At 59.9% G+C, this 22,123-nt stretch carries 21 protein-coding genes; 5 read left to right on the forward strand and 16 right to left on the reverse strand.

Annotation, left to right across the window (positions count from 1 at the left end):
• Positions 1-30: 30 nt before the first annotated feature.
• From folA to G5287_RS00845, 5 genes are all read right to left on the reverse strand, one after another.
• The gene (folA, locus tag G5287_RS00825) at positions 31-522 is read right to left on the reverse strand and encodes a type 3 dihydrofolate reductase (RefSeq protein WP_113739659.1); all 492 of its coding nucleotides are present in this window, start codon (positions 520-522) and stop codon (positions 31-33) included.
• Positions 523-540: 18 nt separating this feature from the next.
• Positions 541-1,008, reverse strand: a complete 468-nt coding sequence (locus tag G5287_RS00830) for a threonine/serine exporter family protein (RefSeq protein ID WP_421230635.1) — start codon at positions 1,006-1,008, stop codon at positions 541-543.
• Positions 1,005-1,130: a hypothetical protein gene (locus G5287_RS00835; RefSeq protein WP_005335209.1), complete on the reverse strand. Its 126-nt coding sequence runs from the start codon at positions 1,128-1,130 to the stop codon at positions 1,005-1,007. Before G5287_RS00835 ends, G5287_RS00830 begins: the two co-directional genes overlap by 4 nt.
• A complete protein-coding gene (locus tag G5287_RS00840; protein WP_005348133.1) occupies positions 1,127-1,924 on the reverse strand; it encodes a threonine/serine exporter family protein in 798 nt (265 codons plus the stop codon). The genes G5287_RS00835 and G5287_RS00840 overlap by 4 nt, the downstream gene beginning before the upstream one ends.
• A 235-nt stretch (positions 1,925-2,159) precedes the next feature.
• Positions 2,160-2,495, reverse strand: a complete 336-nt coding sequence (locus G5287_RS00845) for a DUF3135 domain-containing protein (protein ID WP_421230636.1) — start codon at positions 2,493-2,495, stop codon at positions 2,160-2,162.
• Between the two features lie 393 nt (positions 2,496-2,888).
• Between G5287_RS00845 and mog the strand changes: the two genes are divergently transcribed.
• The gene (gene mog, locus G5287_RS00850; protein WP_005354170.1) at positions 2,889-3,419 is read left to right on the forward strand and encodes a molybdopterin adenylyltransferase; all 531 of its coding nucleotides are present in this window, start codon (positions 2,889-2,891) and stop codon (positions 3,417-3,419) included.
• An 83-nt stretch (positions 3,420-3,502) separates the two neighbouring features.
• On the opposite strand, the gene G5287_RS00855 is transcribed toward mog, so the two are convergent.
• From G5287_RS00855 to trmB, 7 genes are all read right to left on the reverse strand, one after another.
• On the reverse strand, positions 3,503-3,904 hold the full coding sequence (locus G5287_RS00855) for a DUF2541 family protein (protein ID WP_129503427.1): 402 nt from the start codon (positions 3,902-3,904) through the stop codon (positions 3,503-3,505).
• A gap of 169 nt (positions 3,905-4,073) precedes the next feature.
• Positions 4,074-4,283 carry a YgdI/YgdR family lipoprotein gene (locus tag G5287_RS00860; RefSeq protein WP_129503426.1) on the reverse strand — a complete coding sequence of 70 codons (210 nt, stop codon included), beginning with the start codon at positions 4,281-4,283 and terminating at the stop codon, positions 4,074-4,076.
• Between the two features lie 113 nt (positions 4,284-4,396).
• Positions 4,397-5,572, reverse strand: coding sequence for a S8 family peptidase (locus G5287_RS00865; RefSeq protein ID WP_421208820.1), 1,176 nt, complete (start codon positions 5,570-5,572; stop codon positions 4,397-4,399).
• A gap of 124 nt (positions 5,573-5,696) precedes the next feature.
• Entirely contained in the window at positions 5,697-6,992 is a 1,296-nt protein-coding gene (locus tag G5287_RS00870; RefSeq protein WP_421172130.1) for a sulfurtransferase, read from the reverse strand.
• 29 nt (positions 6,993-7,021) lie between these two features.
• The gene (glsB, locus tag G5287_RS00875; protein ID WP_421172131.1) at positions 7,022-7,942 is read right to left on the reverse strand and encodes a glutaminase B; all 921 of its coding nucleotides are present in this window, start codon (positions 7,940-7,942) and stop codon (positions 7,022-7,024) included.
• Positions 7,943-8,064: 122 nt separating this feature from the next.
• On the reverse strand, positions 8,065-8,397 hold the full coding sequence (locus G5287_RS00880; protein ID WP_005348158.1) for a YggL family protein: 333 nt from the start codon (positions 8,395-8,397) through the stop codon (positions 8,065-8,067).
• A 48-nt stretch (positions 8,398-8,445) separates the two neighbouring features.
• Complete coding sequence (gene trmB, locus G5287_RS00885) at positions 8,446-9,159, reverse strand: tRNA (guanosine(46)-N7)-methyltransferase TrmB (RefSeq protein WP_005335228.1); 714 nt, start codon at positions 9,157-9,159, stop codon at positions 8,446-8,448.
• A 274-nt stretch (positions 9,160-9,433) separates the two neighbouring features.
• On the opposite strand from trmB, the gene G5287_RS00890 reads away from it, so the two are divergent.
• Together G5287_RS00890 and G5287_RS00895 are read left to right on the forward strand one after the other, a co-directional pair.
• Entirely contained in the window at positions 9,434-10,501 is a 1,068-nt protein-coding gene (locus G5287_RS00890; RefSeq protein ID WP_266134364.1) for a M28 family metallopeptidase, read from the forward strand.
• 206 nt (positions 10,502-10,707) lie between these two features.
• Entirely contained in the window at positions 10,708-11,889 is a 1,182-nt protein-coding gene (locus tag G5287_RS00895; RefSeq protein WP_144714308.1) for a PLP-dependent aminotransferase family protein, read from the forward strand.
• A 75-nt stretch (positions 11,890-11,964) separates the two neighbouring features.
• Here G5287_RS00895 and G5287_RS00900 read toward each other — a convergent pair whose 3' ends face one another.
• Positions 11,965-13,494, reverse strand: a complete 1,530-nt coding sequence (locus G5287_RS00900; RefSeq protein ID WP_266134365.1) for a cyclic diguanylate phosphodiesterase — start codon at positions 13,492-13,494, stop codon at positions 11,965-11,967.
• Positions 13,495-13,746: 252 nt separating this feature from the next.
• Here G5287_RS00900 and G5287_RS00905 point away from each other — a divergent pair, with 252 nt between their 5' ends.
• Positions 13,747-14,652: a TIGR01777 family oxidoreductase gene (locus tag G5287_RS00905; RefSeq protein ID WP_266134366.1), complete on the forward strand. Its 906-nt coding sequence runs from the start codon at positions 13,747-13,749 to the stop codon at positions 14,650-14,652.
• 129 nt (positions 14,653-14,781) lie between these two features.
• On the opposite strand, the gene G5287_RS00910 is transcribed toward G5287_RS00905, so the two are convergent.
• On the reverse strand, positions 14,782-17,229 hold the full coding sequence (locus tag G5287_RS00910; protein ID WP_266134367.1) for an ABC transporter permease: 2,448 nt from the start codon (positions 17,227-17,229) through the stop codon (positions 14,782-14,784).
• Positions 17,230-17,265: 36 nt separating this feature from the next.
• On the reverse strand, positions 17,266-17,961 hold the full coding sequence (locus tag G5287_RS00915; RefSeq protein WP_266134368.1) for an ABC transporter ATP-binding protein: 696 nt from the start codon (positions 17,959-17,961) through the stop codon (positions 17,266-17,268).
• Positions 17,962-18,017: 56 nt separating this feature from the next.
• Between G5287_RS00915 and G5287_RS00920 the strand changes: the two genes are divergently transcribed.
• Positions 18,018-18,629, forward strand: a complete 612-nt coding sequence (locus G5287_RS00920; protein WP_227342045.1) for an arylesterase — start codon at positions 18,018-18,020, stop codon at positions 18,627-18,629.
• 17 nt (positions 18,630-18,646) lie between these two features.
• Here G5287_RS00920 and G5287_RS00925 read toward each other — a convergent pair whose 3' ends face one another.
• Positions 18,647-22,102, reverse strand: a complete 3,456-nt coding sequence (locus G5287_RS00925) for a NahK/ErcS family hybrid sensor histidine kinase/response regulator (protein ID WP_421230637.1) — start codon at positions 22,100-22,102, stop codon at positions 18,647-18,649.
• Positions 22,103-22,123 lie beyond the last annotated feature (21 nt).

Below are 22,123 nucleotides of genomic sequence, written 5' to 3' on the forward strand. Positions count from 1 at the left end.
TGTTGTTATTTGCCCATTAGCATTCGTCCGTCAGCGGCGCTGCCAGGTCTCGAAGCTATAGGGATGCGGGTTCTTCTCATCGGCAGGATGGCTCTCGCACTCAATCCGTTGCCACTGGCCATCGTCAAAAGCGGGGAAGCGGGTATCCCCCTCCACCGCCAGATCGATGCGGGTCAGGTAGAGACAATCCGCGCTCGGCAACATCTCGGCATAGAGATGACCACCACCGATCACCATCAACTCCTCCACCGAGCTGCCTGCCAACAGCGCCAGCGCCGCCTCGACGGAGCCCACCACCTCAATGCCCTCAGCCTGATAGTCGGGATTGCGGCTGATCACCAGATTGCGCCGTCCGGGTAGCGGTCGACCGATGGATTCGAAGGTTTTGCGCCCCATCAATACCGGTTTACCGAGGGTGACACGCTTGAAGTGGGCCAGATCGGCAGGCAGATGCCAGGGCATCTGGTTGTCCTTGCCGATCACCCTGTCGTGGGCCATGGCGGCAATCATGGAAATCTTCATGGGGCCTCTCACCGTCTGTCAGATTATGGGGCGGTTACGGTACACGACCAGAGAGGGGATCGCCAAACCGAAACTGAGGGCACCGACGATAAAGAGCGCCTTGAGGCCGTTCTCCACCGCACTCTGAATCAACTCCATGGTCACGCCGTTGATGTTGAGCTCTACCACCGCAATCATGGTTTTGAACGCATAACTGCCCGGGATCATCGGAATGATGGAGGCAACGCTGAACACCGGACGCGGTGCCAGCAGACGGCGCGACCAGTAGACGCAGACAAAGCCGACCGTGGTCGCCGCCGCCAGCGTCGCCCACTCGATGGGCATGCCATAGTGGATCAGCAGGGTACGCAGGCTGTGAGCCAGCGCACCGCCCATGGCACAATACTTCAGCATCCGTGGTGGCACGTTGAACAGCATGGCAAACCCCACCGCCGGGATGGAGGACCAGAAGGCATCCTTGGCCAGTAGCCAGAGCAAATTCATCATACTTTCCACCCCCAGATCCCCGTGACCGACATGGCGAGAATGATGCCGGTATTGATCCGTGCGCTGATGGTGAGCAGGGCAACCCCGTTCCCGCTGGCCGATACAGAGTCGACAGCCTTCATACCTTCCACCCCCAGATCCCGGTGACCGACATGGCCAAAATGATACCTATGGCGGCGCTGATGGTCAGCAGGGTCGCAGTCCCCCAGCGGGCCAGCCCCATGTTGAAGTAGCCCTTCACCATGTCGGAGACCGCATTGATCAGCGGAAAGCCCGGCACCAGCAGCAGCACGCTGGCCGCCATGGCGAGATAGGGCTGGTCACCCCAGTTGAAGAAGGTGGCGCTGGAGGAGAGCAAGGTGGCAATAAAGCCGGTGGCGGCAAAGTTGATGAGCGGGCTGTGGTGATGGCGAGCCATCAGCTGGCGCACCCGCATCGCCACGGCAGATGAGAAGCAGGTCACCAGGAAGATGGGCCAGTCTCCGCCAAACAGCAGGCTAAAGGCACCACAGGAGAGCCCCACCATGGGGACCACCAACCAGGGGTGATAGTGGAAAGGGACGATGGCTTCGAGGCGCTGGCGCACTTCACGGGCACCGATCAGCTCTTTTTCCGCCATGATGCAGATCCGCTGGATCTCGCACACCACCTGCATATTGATGCCATGTTCGCGCACCCGCCGGGTAGTGGTAACACAGCCCCCCTGATAGAGGCTGGTGAGCACGATGGCACTGGAAGAGATGGCCATCTCGACACTCTCCAGCCCCAGCGCCATCCCCAACCGCACCGTGGTCTGCTCGATGATCCGGCTCTCCGCCCCGAACTGGGCCAACATCTGACCCACCTTGACGATAATGCGGGTGATCTCTGTCTGTTGCTCCCGCGACAGCACCCGTCTTGGTGTGATACTTCTCATAATCCCTTCGAGTCGTAGCAATAAAAATTTCGGCCATATTAGCCTAACTTTTACTGTTATTCATCCACCCCTATCACAACCTGACTAATTAGTTATTACAAGAAGGAGAAAAGAAATTACATCACAAATACATTACGACTAACATTAAAAACCATAACAATCAGGTCGCCAGGAATCCCCTTTATTATGGCCTCACCGATTTGGCTGAAATATCATTCAAGGGGGTTATTGCAGATTATTTACGACGTCGATAGTCCGCCAGACGGATTATTTTACCACTGCCATCGCTTTCAGGCGGAGGGTCCCCCTCTTCTCTGAACTGGCTCATTTCGCTGCGCATCAGATAAAAAGATTCCCGCATCATGTTGGTAATCCGGATACAGCTATCAAGATTGTTTTTCGCCAGACGGCGCTGACCATCAATCTTGAACTGCAACCCGCGCAGACGGCGCTGCTGATCGGGGCGAGCTCGGGCCATCAACTGGTCGATCTGCTGCTCCAGGATCGCATCCAGCCGGGAAGGCTCTCTCGCGGCCAACTCCTTCAGGGTGTCAAAATCAGGCAACTCCATATGCCCTCCTTGGCGACTATTGCTGGCAACACACTGCGGTACCACACCATCACGTCCCAGCCATATAAATCTGTATATACGACGCGGCTAAAAAGGGTTCAATCCATCCACTGGGGACTAAACCGGACAATGGTCACTACGAGGGTGTCTATCTATTTTAATTGTGTTTGGAAACAAGCGATTGTTTTTAATTCAGGCGAGATAAAACACTTATACATTTTAGGTTGTGATTTTCTGTTTTTTATTGCAAATAAAAATCCGGGTGGCCTTATTTTGCTTCATTCGACTCTTTATCATCCATAAAATGACCAGTAGCTCCTTCCGACGATTTAACATATCTCACTGATTATGTTATTTTAATTGCCACTTTTATCGGACATTCAAGAGCAGACCATGAGCAAGGCAAAAATCGGTATCGTCACCGTCAGCGATCGCGCCAGCGCGGGCATCTATGAAGACCTCTCCGGCAAGGCCATCATCGACACCCTGAACGCCTATCTGACCTCGGAGTGGGAACCTGTCTATCAGGTGATCCCCGATGAACAGGATCAGATTGAAGCGACCCTGATCCGGCTGGCGGATGAAGAGCAGTGTTGTCTCATCGTCACCACAGGCGGCACCGGCCCGGCCAAGCGGGATGTCACGCCGGAAGCGACCGAAGCGGTGTGTGATCGCATGATGCCGGGCTTTGGCGAGCTGATGCGGGCCGAATCCCTCAAGTTTGTGCCGACCGCCATTCTGTCGCGCCAGACAGCCGGACTGCGCGACGACACCCTGATCGTCAATCTGCCGGGCAAGCCCAAATCGATCCGCGAGTGTCTGGATGCAGTATTCCCCGCCATCCCCTACTGCATCGATTTGATGGAAGGGCCGTATCTCGAGTGCGATGAAACTGTCATCAAGCCATTTCGGCCGAAAAAATAGCAAAGCCGACCATAAAAAATAATGGCGAGCCACGGCTCGCCATTATTTTTAGCTCATCTGTTCGTGCAGACAAAATGCATCGATTATTTACGGCCGAATACTTTTACGCCCGCTTTGCTGCGCTCTGAATTACCGTACACTTCGATCTTTTTCACACAACGACGCGAACCCAGTGATTTCCACTCGGTCTCTTTATCACTGCTCATCTCCCGATCGAAGCGAATGGTTTTGGTACGATCACCACCATAGGTCACCACCACCCGATCCAGGGTCAAATCACGTTCCGCCTTCACCTTGATATATTTGGTCTGACGGCAAATCACCAAAGGAATTGTCGCACCATGATCACCGGCCCCCAGCAAAATAGTCCGCCCCAGCGTGAACTGATCATCGCCAGCATGGCTGGCTGACGCCACCACCAGCAAGACACCACCCAGCAGGGTGCGCGCGGAAAAACGGGAATTCCAGATAGACATCAGGGACATAACACCTCCAATAAAAAACGGAGTGCAATAATACGGACCGAACCATAACGGAAGCTGTACCCGAACGCGCATTTGCGGCGAAAGAGGGGCGATTGCCTGAGAAAATGAAGGAATTTGCCGGTAAAAATGTGAAGGGCCGCATATTGCGGCCCTGACTGCATATGAGCGCTCAACGCTCCATGATCTGGGTCACATCTTCTTTATTAATCATCACCTCACGCCCTTCATGATCGTAATAGCGATACATACCGGTACTCTCGTCCAGCTTGGGCTTGCTCTCTGTGGTGATCATCTTGCCATCCTTGGTGCTCATGATGTATTGGGAGCTGCATGCTACCAGCCCCAGGGCGCACACCAGGATCATCATCAGTTTTTTCATAGGCGCACTCTTCTCCTTTCACCCTCACCACGAGGGTGTCATATCCAGCCTACTCCAATCCGGCAGGCAGTCGGAAACTTGCACAATAAAGTGAGATCACCATCAAAAATCAGTTACTTGCGACCACCCGGTTTGCCACTGCTACCGGTACCGGAACCACAGCCAAGTGCCAGCCGATCTGCCGCGACTCTGGCCTGCACCAGACCATAGCCATAGCTGTTGTCCCGTCCGACAGCCCCCAGATCCTGGGCGCTGCTGCGCAGGGTCTGGCGCAGTTGATCATTGCTGCACTCCAGCCGCTGTGACCAGGCCAGGGTGGCGACCCCGACCACATGAGGGGTCGCCATCGAGGTACCGCTGTAGCTGGCGTAACCACTCGGCACGGTCGACAGCACAGCAACACCGGGGGCCGCCAGCTCCACCTGATCGTTGCGTTGCGAGAAATAAGCCAACTGCTTGCTGCCATCGATAGCAGCCACGCTCACCACACTGCTGTAAGAGGCGGGATAGGACTTGCTGGTGTTGCCCGCATTGCCCGCCGCCGCCACACTCAACACATTCTGGCTGTAAGCCTGATTGAATGCCTGCTCTTCCGTCTTGCTGGGCACATTGCCCCCTAGGCTCATGTTGATGACCATGCGAGTAAAGCCACGACTGCTCATCCCCTGCTTGCAGGCATTGAGAGCCCCCACCAGGTTGGAGGTATAGGCCCAGCCGTTGGCGCCAAACACCTTGATGATGTGCAGCGGGACACTCTGATTCGGCAAGACACCGACCACGCCCATGTCGTTCCCCCCAATGGCGGCTATGGTGCCTGCCACGTGGGTGCCGTGACCGTTTTCGTCACTACTCCAGCTGCCTGTACCTGCGTTGTCACTACCCTGCACCTGCGCCCCATGGGGCAGATCCGGGTGATTGCCGCTATAGCCAGAGTCAATGATACACACCAGCACCTCTCCGGCCATACCATCGCTCAGTTGTGGCGCCTGTACCATGGGAATGCCATAAGGCAGGGTCTCGGCACTGGCATAACGCTTGGCATCCGGCTCCACCCACAGCACGTTGGGGTTGCGCGCCAGCGCTGTCGCTGCAGCAGCTGGCAACCAGAGCGCCAGCGCATGCTGCTCGGGCAGTTGCAGGGCCAGCTCGCCCCCCATCCCTTTGCTTTGGGCCAGCACAGCGGCCTCCGCCCCCGGCTTGAGTTGCACCAGATAACGAGCCCGTTCGGCAGCCATTACCCCCTGTGTCAGTACGCCTGCCACCAGCAGGCCTGTCCATATCCGTCTCATCAGTCACTCCTTCCATCGACCTGATAGCCACCAGCAAAGTGTAGTGGCAGGCTGGCGCAGGCCCGAGCGGATACAAAAAGGCCGGACATCTGTCCGGCCTCTTCTTTGAAGCGCAAGAGCGCAATCATGACTTGGCGGGCTGGCGCTCACCGGTCACGGTCGGGTTCTTGGGATCGGAACTCCACTCATACCAACCGCCGTCGTAGACGCTGATCCGTTTCCAGTCCATCAGCCAGGCGTAGAAGAAGGCCTCGGAGGCGCGCCAGCCGGTACCGCAGTAGAATGCGGCCTGCTGAGTTGGCTCGATATTCCACTGCTCCCACATGGCGAGGATCTCGCGGGCCGGCTTCATGGTGCCGTCCGGGTTGTGGAAGTCGCTCATGCTGTTGGCATCCACCCCACCGTGACCCCACTTGGCCCCCGGAATATCGCCCTTCGGCTTGATGTAGCTGTAACCTGAGGTGTTGCCGACAAACTCGTCCCAGGTACGCACGCTGACCAGTGCGCTATCGGGCTTCTTGAGCAGCTCTTTTGCCTGACTTAACGTGGTGTAGTACTCGGGGTGAGCGGGAATGGCCACGCCAAACTCCTTCACCGGCTCATATTTGTTGGGCAGACCGGTTTCGGTGCGCAGGTGCTGGATAAACCAGGCATCCAGACCACCGTCCAGCAGGCGTACATCTTCCACCCCCGCATACATCATCAGGTGCGCGGCACGGGCGGCCGCCATGGTGTTGCGACCGTAAAGGATCACTGTGGTGTCGTGACGGATGCCGTTATCCAGCAGCAGCTTCTTGAGCGCTTCGTCAGAGACCTTGTTCCACAGCGGCTCCTCTTCGAGGCTGTTGGTATCGATATAACCGGCCCCCGGGATGTGGCTGATGAGGTAGGCCTTGGGTGAACCCCAATCCACTTCAAACAGCTTCCAGTCGCCCTTGGGCGCCGCGGCAACTGGCTTGCCCTCTTGCAGATCCGCCAACCAGCGCGGATAGACCAGCTGCTGCCAGCGTGCCAGCGACTCGCGCGGTGCGGCTTGCCACCCTTGCAGCTCGAACAGCTGCTTGATCCCCTGCTTGCGCAGCAGACGGGCCACCTCGGCCACTTCGCGGGACGCACCGTAGAGGGCAACCGGACGATCGGCCTTCAGTCCCTTGATCTCGAGCGCCTTTGGCCACTCTTCATCGCTGTATTTCCACTCGGCTGAGAGGTTCTCGGCGCCCGCCACATGGCCGCCCTGCTTCTCCCCTTCCATCGGCCACCCCTGATAGAAGTAGCTGGCGCGGGTATCCAGGATGACAGCCTGTTTGGCCTTGGCATCGGCCAGCGAGAACGGTGGCAACTCCCCTGCCACGGCGGGCAGGGCACACCAGAGCAGTAAGGTCGCCAACGCGGCCTGCAGGAAGCGAAGATGTCGTTTCATGGTGATTTCTCGATTCATAGTGAACAAGGTTAAAAAATGGAGCGACCCAGCCGCTCGGCCAGCTGCTCCAGCGCCGCCGTGCCCGCCAGCGAGTTGCCGGCTTTGTTGAGCTCGGGCGACCAGACACAGACGCAGAGCTCGCCCGGGATCAGGGCGATGATACCGCCGCCGACACCCGATTTGCCCGGCATGCCGACCCGATAGGCAAAATCGCCCGCCTCATCATAGAGGCCGCAGGTGGCGAGCAGGGCGTTGACCTGCTTGGTGGTGCGAGCTGGCAGCAGTGGCACGCTCTCGCCCAGTGGCACACCACGGTTGGCCAGATAGATGAATGCCCGCGCCAGATCGACGCAGCTCATGCGGATGGCACAGGCATTGAAGTAGCTTTGCAGCACCTTGTCCACTTCGTTTTCGAAGTTGCCATAGGCCTTCATCAGATAGGCGATGGCGGCGTTGCGGGCAGAGTGCTGATATTCGGAGCGGGCGACCACCTGATCCGCCATGATGGCCGGATTGCCGGAAAGACGGCGCACCAGCTCGAGGGTACGCTGACGCGGCGCAGTGAGGCGGGTCTCCAGCAGATCGCTCACCACCAGCGCCCCGGCATTGATAAAGGGGTTACGGGGGATCCCCTGCTCGAACTCGAGCTGTACCAGCGAGTTGAAGGGCTGGCCGGAGGGCTCCTTGCCAACCCGAGCCCAGATCTCCTCCTCCTGATAGAGAGTGAGTGCCAGGGTCAGGCTCAGGGCCTTGGAGATACTTTGAATGGAGAAGGGTTCAAAAGCGTCACCGGCGGTGAACAGCTCCCCCTCGACGGTACAGACTGCGATACCCAGCCGATCGGCCGGTACCTGAGCCAGTGCCGGAATGTAGTCGGCCACCTTGCCTTGTCCCAGCAACGGGCGCACCTCTTCAAGGATGCTGGCCAGTAATTCGGATGACAACACCATAAGCAATAAGCGATTCCATGACTAAAACAGCGGTGGAGATCCCATCCCCACTGACAAAAATCCCGCCAGCGGCGGGATTTTTCAGTTACCCACAACAAGGCGCCAGATGCGGCAGCCTTGTATCAGGCCGGTTCACCGTACCAGAGGTCGAACAGTTCGGTAACGACCACGGCTTCCATCCCCTTGCCTTCCAGCCAGGATTTGACGGCAGCGCGGTCTTCTTCGGTACACTTGCCCAGTTGCTGGGTGCAGATCATCCCTTCCCAGGCCAGGTGACCGGAGCCGGCAAAAGCCAATTTACGGGGTTCAACAACCTCATCGATCATCGCATCGACTACCGCATCGATGGTCTCTTCGGCAGTGCCGACCGGGAAGTTGAAACTGATGTCGAAACCCATTTCCTGGAATTCATCGACGCGCAGTTTCTTGCGCAGGCGGCGGCTACGATTGGCCATGATAGCTCCTCAAGTTAGTTGATACGCTAGGTGTGTTGACGTGCCAGCTTAGCTGACACGCTTGAAAATCAGATCCCAAACCCCGTGGCCGAGACGGTGGCCACGTTGTTCAAATTTGGTCAGCGGACGCCAGTCCGGACGAGGCACCCAGTTGCCGGTGGCAGAGGTATTCTCGTAACCCTCGGCGGCGCTCATCACTTCCAGCATGTGCTCGGCATAGTTTTCCCAGTCGGTCGCCATGTGGAACACGCCACCGATGGCCAGCTTCTGGCGAATATCCTGGGCAAACGCAGGCTGTACGATGCGGCGCTTGTGGTGACGGCTCTTGTGCCAGGGATCCGGGAAGAAGAGCTGCAGGCAGGAGAGTGAACCGTTCGGGATCATGTGCTCCAGCACCTCGACCGCATCGTGGCAAATCACCTTCAGATTGGTGACCCCCGCTTCCTGAGCGGTACCCAGACAGGCGCCCACGCCCGGGGAGTGCACTTCAATGCCGATGAAGTTCTTCTCGGGGGCATTCTTGGCCATCTCCACCAGAGAGGCGCCCATGCCAAAGCCGATCTCCAGCACCACAGGTGCCTCGCGGCCAAACAGTGCGACCAGATCGAGCTGCTTTGGCTCGAAATCGATGCCCATGACCGGCCAGAGCTCTTCCAGGGCCTTCTCCTGCCCTTTGGTCAGGCGGCCTTCGCGACGGACAAAGCTGCGGATCTTGCGCATGAACTTGCCGTCTTCGTTAAATACATCTTGGGTCACAGGCATAATGGTCTCGTTATTTCATCAATCTGGGTAATACATCTTGTGTTCGATCCCGAGCGGGACCGCTCGCGGCTCGGCATTTCATCGACCCGCGAAAACAGGGGAGCGAATTATCCCAAGATAGGCCCAAGGCGCAAGTGTTTCGCGAAACAAATCCCTCATCTCTCTCCATTTCATTGACAACAGTTGACAAATGCCGACCCGTTCACAGAATCGGTCACGCGTCGAGTACATGCTGCCTGCGCAAATAAAACCATACACAACAAAGGATTGCAGTATGAAATACAGAGCATTGGCGTTTGCCATCACCACTTTGCTTGCGGGATGCGACACATCAACAAATGACTCACAAACCCCTGCTGCCGCCGAGCAGGCCTATGAGTATCTGGTGCAGTTGAGCTCAACCGCAGAAGGGATTGGCGCGCGCCCCACGGGGACAGAGGCAGAAACTCGTGCCGCGGCATGGATCCAGGACCATCTGACCGGTTGGGGCTACGATGTGCAACGCCAACCCTTCACCTACACCAAAAGCGGCGCCAGTAAAAACTCCCAAAACCTGATCGCTGAGCTCAAGGGCACAAGTGACAAGGTGATCCTGATCGGCGCCCACTACGACAGTACGGGCGACAAGAAAGGTTCTGAAGGAGCCACCGACAACGGCGCTGGCGTCGCAGCCCTGCTGGCAGTGGCTGAGGCGCTTAAAGGACAAACCTTGCCCTACACGGTTCGCTTTGCATTCTTCGGGGCGGAGGAGAACGGTCTCAACGGCTCCAAAGCCTATGCCGCCAGCCTCGACAGCAGCGCCGTCGCCAAGCTGCTGGCGATGGTGAACTACGACACCATCGCCGGGGGCGACATCGTCTACGTCCACTCAGCCCACTCGGACGTCGCCGAATACAACTGCACAGATCCGAGCCGCTACAGCTTCGATCCCAAGGTGCGGGATCGCCTGCTTACCCTCTCCAAACAGACTGCGACCCCGTTTGCCATTCATCCCAGCTACAGCGGTTATCCGGAAGGGGAGACTGGCAGCTGGTCAGATCACGCTCCCTTTGCCTGCCTGGGGGTGCCGATCGCCTACGTTGAAGCGACCAACTTCACCATCAACGGCGCTGATGGCTATGACGGCTACTCCCAAAGCACCAATCCAGCGCTGTGGGACTGCTATGACGCCACCACCAAGAGCGCCTGCGATCGTGACAGCGAAACCCAGTGGGGAAAAATCTGGCACACCCAGTACGACCGCCTCGACAAGATGGCGGAACTATTCCCTGGCAGAGTAGAAAGCCAACTTGGCGCCAACACCGACCTGATGATCCGCTTCCTCAAGGAACCGGGTTTGTAAGGTCAGTTGCTTGTCCACAAAACAAGATCGCCCTAACTCATTTCAATTCATGGGAGCCACACGGGCAGGTAAAATTCGGGCAGGTGCCAAACCTGCCCTTTTTTGGCGATTTTTGTGACAATCATTGCCTCATTTCTGAAATCTGATACAAACGGATAACCTGGCGGTCGAATGGAGCGACCGCCCATATGCCGAGAGAATTGTCTATGCAGCCGTTTTTTGCCCAGCGCTTCGAGAAGGTTGAACCTTCCTTTATCCGTGAAATCCTCAAAGTTGCCGCCAATCCGGAGATCATCTCCTTCGCCGGTGGCCTGCCCAATCCCCACCTGTTTCCGGTCAAGGCGATCGATCAGGCCTGTCAGGATGTGCTACGCGAGCAAGGGGCTGCCGCCCTGCAATATGCGGCGACCGAAGGCTTCGCCCCGCTGCGCCAATATATTGCCGACCGCTATCTGACCCGCCACGGCATGCAGGTCAATCCGGACAACATCCTCATCACCAGCGGCTCCCAGCAGGCGCTGGATCTGCTGGGCAAGGTGCTGATCGACGAGGGTCAGGATCTCATCATCGAAGAGCCGGGTTACCTTGGCGCCATTCAGGCTTTCTCTGTCTATCAACCCACCTTCAAGCCGATCACCCTTGAAGAAGAGGGTCTGGATCTGGCGGCGCTGGATGCGCTGCTGGCAAGCGGATCCAATGCCAAGCTGCTCTACGGCGTGCCCAACTTCCAGAACCCGAGCGGTGTCTCCTACAACCGTGCCAACCGCGAGGCACTGGCCGAGCGACTGGTGCGCCACGAGCTGTTGATGGTGGAAGATGATCCCTACGGCGAGCTGCGCTTCGAAGGGGAGCATCTGCCCCCCATTGCCAAGCTGGCACCAAACAATACCGTGCTGCTCGGCTCGTTTTCCAAAACCGTGGTGCCCGCCTTCCGTCTGGGCTGGATGCTGGTGCCGGAGTGGCTACGCAAGAAGGTGACCATCGCCAAGCAGGCCACCGATCTGCACAGCAACGCCTTCAGCCAGCAGGTGCTGCACCGCTTCCTGACCGACAACTCCCTCGACGCTCACTTGGAGAAAATCAAAGAGGTCTATGGCCGCCAGCGTGCCGCCATGGAGGCTGCGCTGGCCCGTCACTGCCCGCCCGGCGTCAGCTACACCCGACCGGAAGGGGGCATGTTCCTCTGGCTGACTCTGCCAGCCCACATCAGCGCCATGGCCCTGTTTGATGAGGCGATCAAGGAGAAGGTAGCCTTCGTGCCCGGCGCCCCCTTCTATGTACGCCCCGAAATCAAGAACACCCTGCGCCTGAGCTTCTCCTGCGTCGATGAGGCGACCATCGAGGAGGGGGTCAAGCGGCTGGCCCGCGCCCTCCAGCGGATGCTCTGAACGCCCAAGCCAAACCGTATTAACAAAAAACCAGCGAGCGCTCGCTGGTTTTTTTTATGCTCCCCATTCACCCGTTCAGCCAAACAGGGTCTTGCAAAACTGCTTCATCGGAATGGGGCGGCCGTAGCGATATCCTTGCAGATAGTCAACGTGGCGAGCCCGCAGGTAGTCCGCCTGCGACTGCTTCTCGACCCCCTCCGCGATCAGGATCAATTCAAGTCGCTTCGCCAGATCAATCACGTTTTCAACGATATGGCTGGAGAGTGCATCCGTACCGATCATCTCTACAAAGCTCCGGTCAATCTTGATTGCATCGACCTGAAACTGCTGCAGATAGGTCAGACTGGAGTGACCGGTGCCAAAGTCATCGATAGCGATCAACACGCCCAGTTTGCGCAACTCGGCAAACATCCGGGCGGTTGTCTCATCAGCCACCAGCAGCTCCCGCTCCGTCAGCTCCAACCCCAAATCAACGGGATTGTCCTTAAACGCGTCGAGAAAGGCCTTGCAGTCAGCCAACAGGTCGAGATCCTGGAAGTGCTTGGCGCTGATATTGAAGCAAAAATGAAACTTTGCCGGCAGCTTGCGGGCATAAGGGGAGAAGTGGTCACGCACCTCGGCCATCAACAGGCTGGTCATGGGCACGATCAGGCCGCTATCTTCCGCCAGCGGGATAAAGCGATCCGGCGAGATCATCCCCTGCTTGGGATGCTGCCAGCGCATCAGCACCTCACAGCCACGCCACTGCTCATCCTCACCGGAGACCACCGGCTGCAGGTAGGGGATAAACTCCTCCTCGATCAACGCCCGCTTGAGCTCCTCCGCTGGTGAGCTGCTACGCCCCATCAGCCTGAAGGTGCCGAATCCAATCAGCAGCGCCAGCAGTGGAGAGAGGATCAAGGTATCTCTGGAGTAGCGCCATGCGTGGCTCAAGTAATCATGCACCGTGATCCGGGTGACGACCTGATAGGGGAAATCGGCCGAAGCGAGGGCAATATAACCCTCTTCTGCCGGAGAGGGCGCCGCCCCGAACTGACCTGAGCCAAACAGTGCCCTCTGCCCCACCACCAGAGCCATCGGGGAGTTCTTGCTGGAGATCTCCAGGGTATTGCGCAGGTAGTAGCCATCCACACCGATCAGCACACTCCCCTTGTCCGTTTCGTGGCGCAGCACGATCAGGGGGCGATCCGGTGTGACCTCATTGCCTGGCAGCAGTTGCAGCCTGCCATCCACATAACTGTCAGGGTTGAAGGGGCCATCGTAGTCACCATAGAGCGAGGTGCAATAGATACGATTTCCTATAGTCAGATTGGCAGAGCGGACATCAGGCACAGTGGCCACCTGTTCGCGCAGCAGTTGTGCCGCCTCCTTGCAGGGGTGACCAAGCATCCCCTCCACATTGATGGCCGCTTGCCGGGCATGGCCGATGGAGCGATCAAACATCATCCGGGCATGCTGCAAGCGTGAATCGGAATCATGCTCTATCTCGGTCACTGTCTGCCAGATAACGGCAACAACCCCCAGCAGCAGGATCCCGCCCCCCATCAGTAGTGCCACCAGAATCCTCGAGTAAAGCTGGCGAAGTTTCAAACGACGAAATGGCATGGCGGCCTCTTTGATGCTCGGATGGTGGGTGACAGCCCCGGTGGACAGGCGAAAGGGTCGCCATAATAGCGATTGAACAACAAATGTCCACCCGACAAAAATCAATCAATTCAAACTATTGTTCAACAATATGTCGCAAGAAGAGGATAGAGTTAACATCAGTCGAATGAACAAAACGTGTCAAACTCGTCCACTTGTTGAAGGAGGACGACGCCATTAGAGTAGAGCAAACGGCAGCAGGAGCGTGCAACGATGAAGATTCTGATTACCGGAGGAACCGGCTTTATCGGCCGCAAGCTGGTTGCCCATCTCAAGGTCAATCACGAGGTCGTGGTATTGAGCAGGCAGGGGAGCCGCGCCTACTCCCTGCTCGGTCACGATATCAAGGTATTGGATAACCTTGACCGGCTCGATGACCTCAATGACGTGGACGCAGTGATCAATCTGGCGGGTGAACCCATCGCCGCCGGACGCTGGAGCGAATCGCGTAAACAGCTGCTCTGCGACAGCCGCTGGCTGCTGACCGAGCAGCTGGTTGATCTCATCAAGCTCTCCACAACGCCGCCCAAGGTGCTGATCAACGCCTCCGCCATCGGCTGGTATGGCAGACAGGGCACCGAAACCCTCGACGAGCAGTGCCGCTCTCCCAACGACGAGTTCACCCACCAACTCTGCCAACAGTGGGAGACCCTGGCACTGGAAGCACAAAGCAAGCAGACCCGGGTCTGTATCGTGCGGATCGGGCTGGTGCTCGGCATGGATGGGGGAGCGCTACCCAAAATGCTCCCCCCATACCGACTCGGACTCGGCGGCCCCATGGGGTCGGGCAGCCAGATGATGAGCTGGATCCATGTGCAGGATCTGGTACGCGCCATCCTGTTCATACTGGAGCACGAAGAGTGCAGCGGCATCTTCAACGGAACCGCCCCCCATCCGGTCAGCAACCGGGAGTTCAGCGAGACTCTGGCCGCGACCCTGCACCGACCGCACCTCTTCTTCGTTCCCGCCCCCCTGCTGCAACTGGTGATGGGTGAAGCGGCCGATCTGCTGCTGACCGGACAAAAGGTGATACCAGCACGACTACAACAGGCCGGTTTCCACTTCAGCTATCCCGAGCTGCCGAGTGCCCTCGCCAATCTGCTGCGCGAGCCCCGCTAACTACTAACAACAGCTCACAGCGTCCGCTCGTCAGCACCTCGCATAGCAAGCAGCCCGACCAATGGCCAGGCTGCTTGTTTATTGTGGATACTCGATTGCACTTGGTCGCATCGGCTCGCGCTAGCAGGATTACAACAGTCCCTGACCCAGCCCCCGCAGCCGATCGCTCAGGGTGCCAGCTAGCAGCTGACGCTGCATCCCCTGCCCCGCCAGCGTCACCAGCATGGCCCCCAGCGTCGGCAGGCCGAGCCAGATGGCCCAGTGGAACTGCCACTGCCCCTCGAACCACCACCACTGCAGGCCAAAGGAGCAGAGCTCCACCACCATGGCGGCACAGAGCCCCGCCAGCGCACCACTGGCCACCAACTCCCAGCGCAGCATCTTCCTGAGCAGATCGCTGCTGGCGCCCAGAGTGCGCATCAGCAACAGCTCGCGCCGACGCTGGGCCATGCTGGCCTGAGTCTGGGTCAGCAGCACCAGCAGCGCGGCCACCGTTACCAGCCCCAGCATCAGCGCCAGCGCCCTACTCACCTGCTCTGATACCTGAGTGAGCCGCGCAATCAGGTCATCCACATCGATAAGACTCACCGTGGGGTGGCGGCGGATCAACTCCACCTCGGCAGTGCGCCCCGCTTCGGGCAGCCGGTAGCTGCCAAGCCAGGTTCGGGAGAAGGGTGCCAGCAGATCCTCGGAGAAGATCATGTAGAAGTTGGGCCGCATGTTGTCCCACTTGATGCTGCGCAAACTGGTAACCCTGGCGCCGAAGCTGCGCCCCTCGATGGTAAAGGCGAGCATGTCCCCCAGCTTGATATCGAGTCGCTTGGCCAACTCGCTATCCACCGACACCTCGCCGGGCCCAGCGAGCCATTTCCCGGCCACCAGCTTGTTGTCGATTGGCAGGGTTGCCGTGGTAGTGAAGTTGAGCTCCCGATCGACCCCCTCGCGGCCACTGCTGGCCCCCTCGCCCACCGCCTCACCGGCGATATGGGTCAGCCTGCCACGCACCATGGGATAGAAATCGGAAGTGGTGGCCCCGGCAGCCGCCAGCTCGCTCAGGATCCCCTCCCGCTCGTTCTCGGCCACATTGACCAGAAAACGGTTGGGCGCATCGACGGGAAGACGTGCCGAAAACTCATCCAGCAGATCGACCCGGGCCGCCCAGAGCAAGCCAAACAGCATCAGCGCCAGCGCAAAGCCCGCCAGCTGAAACAGGCCGCTGCTGCGCTCGCGCGACAGGTGGGCCAGCGCCAGCCGCAAGGCATGAGGCCCGCTCACTCTTGCTCCCAGCCGCAACATCAGCGCCGCCAGCAGGGCCAGCAGCCCCATCAGCAAGCCCATGCCACCCACCAGACCCAGCGCCAGCCGTACATCGGCGGTAAAGCCCCAGACCAGCGCAAACAGCCCGAACAGGCCGACCGGCAGGGCCAGCCAGGGGGGAATGCCCGCCTCCAGCTCCCGACGCAATACCCGCAGCGGCGGCACCTTCAGCAGCCGCAAGAAGGGCACAAAAGCGAGCAGCAGGGTGATAAAGAGCGCCACCGCCACCCCCAGCGCAAAGGGACGCCAGGAGGGGGGCGGCAGATCCGGCGGCAGCAGGTCCCCCAGCAGCTGCAAGGTGATCCACTGCATGGCTGTGCCCGCCACCAGACCCAGCAGCGCACCGATCAGCGTCAACGACAGCAGCAGGGTTCCCATCAGTTGCCAGAGCGAGCGACGGGATGCCCCCAGGGTTTTGAGCAGCGCCACCATATTGGTCTGGCGCTCGGCAAAGTGGCGCACCGCAATCCCCATCGCCAACGCCCCCAGCAACACCCCGCTTAGCGAGGCAAGCCGGAAGAAACGCTCGGCATTGGCCAGCGATCGGCCCACTTGGGATTCGCTGTCATCCGGTTTGATCCACTTATGTCCGGCCTGCAACTGCGGCAACAACCATTGCTCGTAACGGGCCAGCGATTCCCGCGGCCCCTTGAACAGATAGCGCCACTGCTGGCGGCTACCGGGTAGCAGGGCACCGGTCGCCTCGATATCGGCACTGTGGATCAGCGCCCGCGGCGCCAGCAGGAAGGGGCTGAAGCCCTGATCCGGCTCCTCACCAAGCAGGCCTGCCACCTTGAGCACCGTATTGCCCACCTCCAGTTCATCCCCCGTTTTGGCCTTGAGCAGCTGCATCACCCGGGCAGAGAGCCAGATCTCGCCGGGAACCGGGGCGCGGGCAGGTTCCAGAGTGAGCTTGCCGTAGAAGGGAAAACCATCGGGCACCGCCCGAATGGAGGCAAGCTGCAGGGCGTCGCCGTGAAACAGCATGCTGTTGAAGCTGACGGTGGTCTGCACCGCCAAGCCATCCTGTTTAGCCCGGGCTAGCCAGCCATCCGGCAGGGCGGCGGCGGTGCGCAGCACCCGATCCGCCCCGATAAAGTCGCGGCCCGACGCCTTGAGTCCGGCATCGAGCCGATCCGCCACCAATGCCACACTCAAGACACACGCCACGCTCAGAGCCAGCGCCAGCACAAACCAGCGCAGCTCGCCGCTGAAACCTTCCCGGCGCAGCAGTCGCCATCCCAATCGCCACTGCATCATCCCTTGCATCTCCCGCCTGATCCGCAGCTCACCCCGTTACACCACATCATGGGTCACCTCGAGATCCAGTCTGCCCGCCGTCATGACCAGTTGCCGCTGGCAACGCTCGGCCAGCTGATGATCATGGGTCACTACCACTAGCGTGGTGCCGTGCTTGCGATTGAGTTCAAACAGCAGCTCGATCACCTTCTCGCCGGTCTTGCTGTCGAGGTTGCCGGTCGGCTCGTCTGCCAGCAGCAGGCTGGGACGGGTCATAAAGGCGCGAGCGATGGCCACTCGCTGCTGCTCGCCGCCAGAGAGCCGTGGCGGCAGATGGTGCAACCGCTCGCCAAGCCCGACAGCCGCCAACAGCTCGCGGGCCCTCGGCTCGCAGTGGCGCTCGCCACGCAGCTCGGCAGGCAGCATCACATTCTCCAGCGCAGTCATGGTCGGGAGCAGCAGGAACGACTGGAACACAAAGCCGATCTGCTCGGCGCGCAACCGGGCCCGCCCCTCCTCATCCAGCTCGCCCAGGGATTTGCCGAGGATTTCGATATCCCCCTGACTCGGCAGATCGAGCCCGGCCAGCAGCCCCAGCAGGGTGGACTTGCCGGAGCCGGAGGCACCGACCAGAGCCACCGTCTCGCCACTATTGACTTGCAGATCGATCCCTTCAAGGATGGTGAGGCTTTCCTGGCCGAGGCGAACCGATTTGCCGAGGCCCTTGACGACAATAATGGGGGTTGAACTCATGCTCTGTATCCTTTGTTCCAATCCCTTGATGACAATCCATAGCGGGAGTTGAATTGATGGTGCGTATTCTATTTGCCTTGTTTGTTGGCCTCGGCAGCCTGCTCTCGTCGGCTCAGGCCCAGACCCTGCTGGTGCTGGGTGACAGTCTGAGCGCCGGCTATCAAATGCAGGCTGAGCAGAGCTGGCCTGCCCTGCTCAACCAGAAATGGCAGGAGGAGGGGGGCAAACACACCCTGCTCAATGCCAGCATCAGCGGTGAAACGACCCAGGGGGCGCTGGCCCGTCTGCCCGCTCTGCTGAAGGAGCACAAGCCGGACTGGCTGCTGATCGAACTGGGGGGCAACGATGGCCTGCGCGGCTTCGCACCGACCATTACCCGCCAAAATCTGGCCAGCATGATCGCGCTCGCCAAGGAGCAGCAGACCCGTGTGGTGTTGACCCAAATCCAGCTGCCCCGCAACTACGGTGCCCGCTATCTGCGCCAGTTCGAACAGATCTTTCCCGAGTTGGCCCAGGCTAACGATCTGCCCCTGCTGCCCTTCTTCATGGATGATATTGCGCTGCGCCCTGAACTTATGATGAACGATGGTATTCATCCCACCCCTGCGGCCCAGCCCAAGATCCGCGACAAGGTAGCCGGTTTTATTGAGCCCCTTATGGAGCCATAAGAAACATCTCCCCCTGTTTAACTCAGCAGCAGGCTGTTCATCAGGGCCCGCAGTTTGAGTGGTTTGACCGGTTTGCTGATGTAGCCATACCCCCGCTCGCGGATCTGCGCCTGCAACTCGCTCTTGCGATCGGCGCTGATGATGATGCCTCCCAGCTCGTCGCCACACACCCGCTGCAGGGCAGCGAGCGCCTCCAACCCGGTCTTGCCGTCGTCGAGGTGGTAGTCAGAGAGCACCAGTCTCGGCACAAACCCGTCTGCCACCAGCGCCTCGGCTTCGGCCAGATCGACGGCGCAGCGCACCTCACAGCCCCAACGGCCGAGCAGGGTGCTCATGGCGGTCAGAATGTCCCGCTCGTTGTCGATACAGAGCACGGTTACACCTTCCAGCTGGCTGTCACGCACCACCGGCGCCACCAGATGATGGGCCGTGACCGGCCGGGTCGCCAGATTGAGGGTCACCGCAAAGACCGATCCCTTGCCCGGCCAGCTCTGCAATGTGAGCTGATGACCGAGCACCTGCGAGATGCCGCGGGCGATGGCAAGCCCCAGACCCAGCCCCTGCTCCTTGGCGGTACGGGAGTGATCGAGACGGGAGAACTCGTCAAAAATAGCCTCCTGCTTGTCCTGCGGAATGCCGGGGCCGTTATCCCACACCTCGATGCGGATCTTCTCCCCCATCCGGCGGCAACCAAGCAGCACCCGGCCGCCCGGGTTGTATCGAAACGCATTGGTCAGGAAGTTCTGCAGCACCCGGCGCAGCAGCCGCACATCGCTATGCACCGCATGCTTGCTCTCCACCACCGAGAAGTGGATTCCCCCCGCCTGCGCCAGCACGCCAAACTCCGCCTTGAGGTTGTCGAGCAGATCGCGCAGGGCAAAGTCGAGCTTCTTGGCCTTGAACTTGCCCGCTTCGAGCCGCGAGATATCGAGCAGATCGGTGATGAGATCCTCGGTCGCCCCCAGCGCATCGTCGATATGGCGGGCGATGCGGGCCTGCTCGCCAGCATCGGGCAACATCTCCAGCAGGGAGGAGGTAAACAGCTTGGCGGCATTGAGGGGCTGGGTCAGATCGTGGCTGACCGCCGCCAGAAAACGGCTCTTGGATTGATTGGCCCGCTCCACCTGCTGGTTCACCAACAGCAGCTGGCGGTTGAGTTCGGAGAGCTCACGGGTGCGCTCGGCCACCCGTGCCTCCAGATGTTCGTTCGCTTCGCGCAGCACCCGCTCCGCATCGCGAAACGGCGTGATGTCGGTAAAGGTCATGACAAAACCACCGGCGGGCATGGGGTTGCCCTGCATCTCGATCACCCGCCCGTCCGGACGCTCCCGCGCCGAGATATGGGCGCTGCCGCGCTTCATAAAAGCGACCCGCCGTGCCACGTGATCCTCGATATCACCGGGGCCACAGAGCCCCTGCTGGGCGTTGTAGCGGATGATCTCCTCAATAGGACGCCCTGCCTGAATAAGCCCCGGCGGATAGTGGAACAGCTCGATGTAGCGGCGGTTCCAGGCCACCAGCCGAAGCTCCCTGTCCACCACCGAGATCCCCTGCCCGATATGTTCAATCGCCCCCTGCAGCAGGCCGCGGTTGAAGCGAAACACGTCGGAGGCCTCATCGACGATGGTGGCGATCTCCTCGAGCTGCATGTTGCGCCCCTGCAGGGCCGAGGCGAGCACCAACCGCGCCGACGAGGTACCAAACACCCCCGCCAGCAGCCGCTCGGTATGTGCAATCAGCTCGGCCGATGCTTGCATCTGGGGCGCCAGGGTGCCGCCCCGCTCACCGGCGAAACGACCAAAGGCGCGCTTGACCCGGCTCGAACCGACGAAGCGGGCCGCCAGCATCTCCAGCTCCTTGACCGAGACCCGCGCCTGATAGAGGGCGGCGGTATCGCGGCTCGGCTTGCCGACAAAGTTGGCCGCCTGCAGCCGCTCGCTCACCGCAGGGCGCGACAGAAGCGAGCCTGCCACATAGCCGAGCAGGTTGAAGAGCAGGCTCAGGAAGATGCACCAAGCCCCGAGACTCAGCTCGCGAAACGCAGGCCAGTCCGGCGGCGCCAGCAGCTCGGCCAGTGGTGAACCGGCCAGCAAGCCACTCTCCACCAGCAGGGTGACGAACCAGAGGCTCACCCCGAGGCTCAACCCAAGATAGACCCCCTTGCGATTGCCGTGACGCCAGTAAAGACCGAGCAGCAGGGCTGGCGCAAACTGGGCCACCGCGCCAAAGGAGAGATAGCCGATGCGCGACAAGCTGGTGAGATCGCCGAGCCAGAGGTAGAGCCCCCAGGCCGCCAGCAAGATCAGCAGGATGGCGCCACGGCGCACCTGCAACAGCAGCCGTACCAGCCGCTCATCGCGCCCCTGCCGCCAGAAGCGGCGCAGCAGCACCGGCAGCACCAGATCATTGCTCACCATGATCGCCAGTGCGATGGTGCAGACGATCACCATACCGGTGGCCGCCGAGGTGCCGCCGAGAAACGCCAGCATCGCCATGCCATCGAACCCGAGGGCCATCGGCAAACTGATCACATAGGTGTCGGAGGCCATGTCGGCCCCCACCCACTGCTTGCCCGCCAGCGCCAGCGGCCAGATAAAGAGCCCCATCACAAACAGGTAGAGCGGGAAGATCCAGCGCGCCCAGTGCAGATCCTGCCCCTGATTGTTCTCCACCACAGTCACATGAAACTGGCGCGGCAGGCAGATGACGGCGCACATCGCCAGCACCGTATAGATGGCAAGCTCCAGCAGGTTGCCGGGGCTCACCGCCACCACCTGCGCAAAGAAGTCGCGGGTCACCTGCTCGTGAGCCTCGCCCGGTTTGCTCAGGATCAGCCAGAGGGCGAAGCCCCCCACCGCGATAAAGGCCAGCAATTTGACGACTGACTCGAAAGCGATGGCCACCACCATCCCCCTGTGGTGCTCGGTGGCATCGAGATGGCGGGTACCGAACAGGATGCTGAACAGCGCCAGCAGCAGAGTGACCCCGAGCGCCAGCTCGCTGGTATTGCTGGTCGGGCTGATGCCGCCGCTGTTGACCATCAGCAGATCCAGCCCGGTGACGATGGCTTTGAGCTGCAACACCAGATAGGGGAGGATCCCCATGATGGCGATGAGGGCGATCACCATGGCGAGCCGCTGGGATTTGCCGTAACGGGCGGCAATAAAGTCGGCGATGGAGGTGATGTGCTCGCGCTTGGCCACCAGAATAAGGCGAGCCAGCAGCCGCCAGCCAAACAGAAAGACCAGCATGGGGCCGAGGTAGATGGGCACTGGCGACCAGGGGGATTCACTCGCCTGACCCACGGTGCCGAAGAAGGTCCAGGAGGTGCAGTAGACTGCCAGCGACAGGCTGTAGAGCAGCGGTTGTCCCTTGAGACGGTGCCGTTTGTGCTTGTCTGCCACGAAGGCGATCAGAAACAGCAGCCCCAGATAGGTGAGCGACAATCCGATCAGCAGCCATCCCTGGTGCATCGATAACTCCTTGTCCATGTT

The organism is Aeromonas sp. 603079 (genome assembly GCF_049172135.1).
In the GTDB taxonomy this organism is placed as follows: Bacteria; Pseudomonadota; Gammaproteobacteria; order Enterobacterales; family Aeromonadaceae; genus Aeromonas; species Aeromonas veronii.